This window comes from Promicromonospora kroppenstedtii DSM 19349, from assembly GCF_000515355.1.
GTDB classification, from domain to species: domain Bacteria; phylum Actinomycetota; class Actinomycetes; order Actinomycetales; family Cellulomonadaceae; genus Promicromonospora; species Promicromonospora kroppenstedtii.
In genome coordinates this window covers 5,759-7,862 of the sequence record NZ_KI911658.1, presented here as the reverse complement: position 1 = coordinate 7,862, position 2,104 = coordinate 5,759, and the positions used below count along the sequence as shown (strand labels likewise).

The window sequence follows — 2,104 nt, the reverse complement described above, 5'->3', positions numbered from 1 at the left end:
CGCACGCCAAGCGCGCGGCGCTGAGCGTCGCGACCCGCGCCGACTTCGCGGCGTCCGCCCTGGGCGACGGCTTCGCGGCCCGACCAGAGCCCGCGAGCCACCAGCCCGACCCGATGGTCGCCACGCACCTGACGTCGGGCCACATGGAGCACGCCCACCGGCACCTGGCCGCCAAGGCGCTGGCGGAGCTCGCCCACGAACGGCTCTTCCACCCGGAACCGGACGGGACTGCCCGGAACGGGGACTCCGAGGACGCCGACGGCGCGGCTCCCGACGCCTACCGCCTCGACCTGGACGGCGTGACCTACCGGTTCACCGCCCGGCGCTACGCCCTGGAGCACTGGGTGATCGACGCGGCGTCCATCCGGCGCACGGCCGACGCCGGGCCGCGCGGCGTCGTCGACCTGCCCGTGGACGCCCTGGAGCTGATCGCCGAGCTGCAGCCGCTGCTCCAGGTGCCCGACGCCCTGCTGGCGACGTACCTCGAGGAGCTGTCGGCCACCCTGGCCGGCGCCGCCGCGAAGCGCGAGCGCGAGCTCGACGGCACCACCGCCTCGGTGACGGGCCTCCTGGCGGCGGTCCGCACGGCGTCCGGCACGCACGCGACCGCCGAGGCGTTCCAGCAGGTCGAGGCGGCCATGACCGAGGGGCACCCCAGCTTCGTCGCGAACAACGGCCGCATCGGCTTCTCCCTGCGCGACTACCGCGCCTACGCACCCGAGCGCGGCGAGCGTCTGCGCATGCTGTGGCTCGCCGCCCGCCGGGAGCACACCCACCTGGCGCTCGCGGCAGACCAGACCGAAGCAGCCCACTACGGTGTCCCCGGCACCCCGGGCGAGCTGTCCGACGCCGAGCGCGCCGCCTTCGCCGACCGGCTCGCCGCCCGCCGCCTCGACCCGGCGGACTACCTCTACCTGCCCGTGCACCCCTGGCAGTGGGAGCACCGCGTCGCCGTGACCTTCGCGGCCGACGTCGCGCGCGGCGACCTCGTGCCGCTCGGCCCCGGGTCGGACGAGTACCAGCCCCAGCAGTCGATCCGCACCATGTTCAACCGCACACGCCCCGAGCGGCACTACGTCAAGGTGGCGCTCGCGATCCAGAACATGGGATTCCTGCGCGGGCTGTCCCCGGCGTACATGCGCGCCACCCCGGAGATCAACGACTGGGTGGCGCAGCTCGTCGCGAACGACGCGACCCTGCGCGGCGCCGGGTTCGGCGTCCTGCGCGAGCTGGCGTCGGTGGGCTACACAGGCGACGTCTACCACCGCACGCCGCAGCCCAACCCGCACCGCAAGATGCTCGCCGCCCTGTGGCGCGAGTCGCCCGTGCCCCGGCTGGAGCCGGGCGAGCGGCTGGTGACCATGGCGAGCCTGCTGCACCGCGACGCGAGCGGCACCTCGTTCGTGTCCGCCCTGGTCCGCGAGTCCGGCGTGCCGCCCGAGCAGTGGCTGCGCGCCTACCTCGACGCCTACCTGTACCCGCTGGTGCACTGCCTGCTCACCTACGAGCTCGCGTTCATGCCGCACGGCGAGAACCTCATCCTGGTGCTGCGCGACGGCGTCGTGCGGCGAGCCATCATGAAGGACATCGGCGAGGAGGTCGCCATGCTCGGGCACGGCGCCCTGCCCGCCGGCGTCGAGCGCATCCGCGCCGTCGTGGACGACGACGAGAAGGCGCTCGCGATCTTCACCGACGTGTTCGACGGCGTGCTGCGGCACCTGTCCGGCATCCTCGCCGAGGACGGGGTGCTGGGCGAGGAACGGTTCTGGGCGCTGGTGGCCGAGACCATCGACCGGCACGCGGCCGAGCACCCGGACCTGGCCCGCTCCCGGCCCGGGACGGGCATCGACCTGCGGGCCGCGCGGTTCGCGCACTCCTGCCTGAACCGCCTGCAGCTGCGCAACACGCTGCAGATGGTGGACCTGACCAACCAGTCCGAGTCGCTGATCTATGCGGGTACGCTCGCCAACCCGGTGAGACGGCGAGAGGGATGATGGGGAACGTGGACTTCGACCTGTTTCGTGACGACCTCGGCATCCCGCACGTGCGGGCCGCCACGGAGACGGCGCTGGCCTACGGCCAGGGCTGGGTGACGGCCCTGGAC

Annotated in this window: 1 protein-coding gene; it reads left to right on the top strand. The window is 73.6% G+C overall.

What is annotated here, in order from left to right; translation table 11 throughout:
* Positions 1 to 1,994, top strand: a 1,994-nt coding sequence (locus PROKR_RS11575; protein ID WP_036963304.1) for an IucA/IucC family protein, incomplete at its 5' end; no start/stop codon positions are given.
* Positions 1,995 to 2,104: the final 110 nt, after the last annotated feature.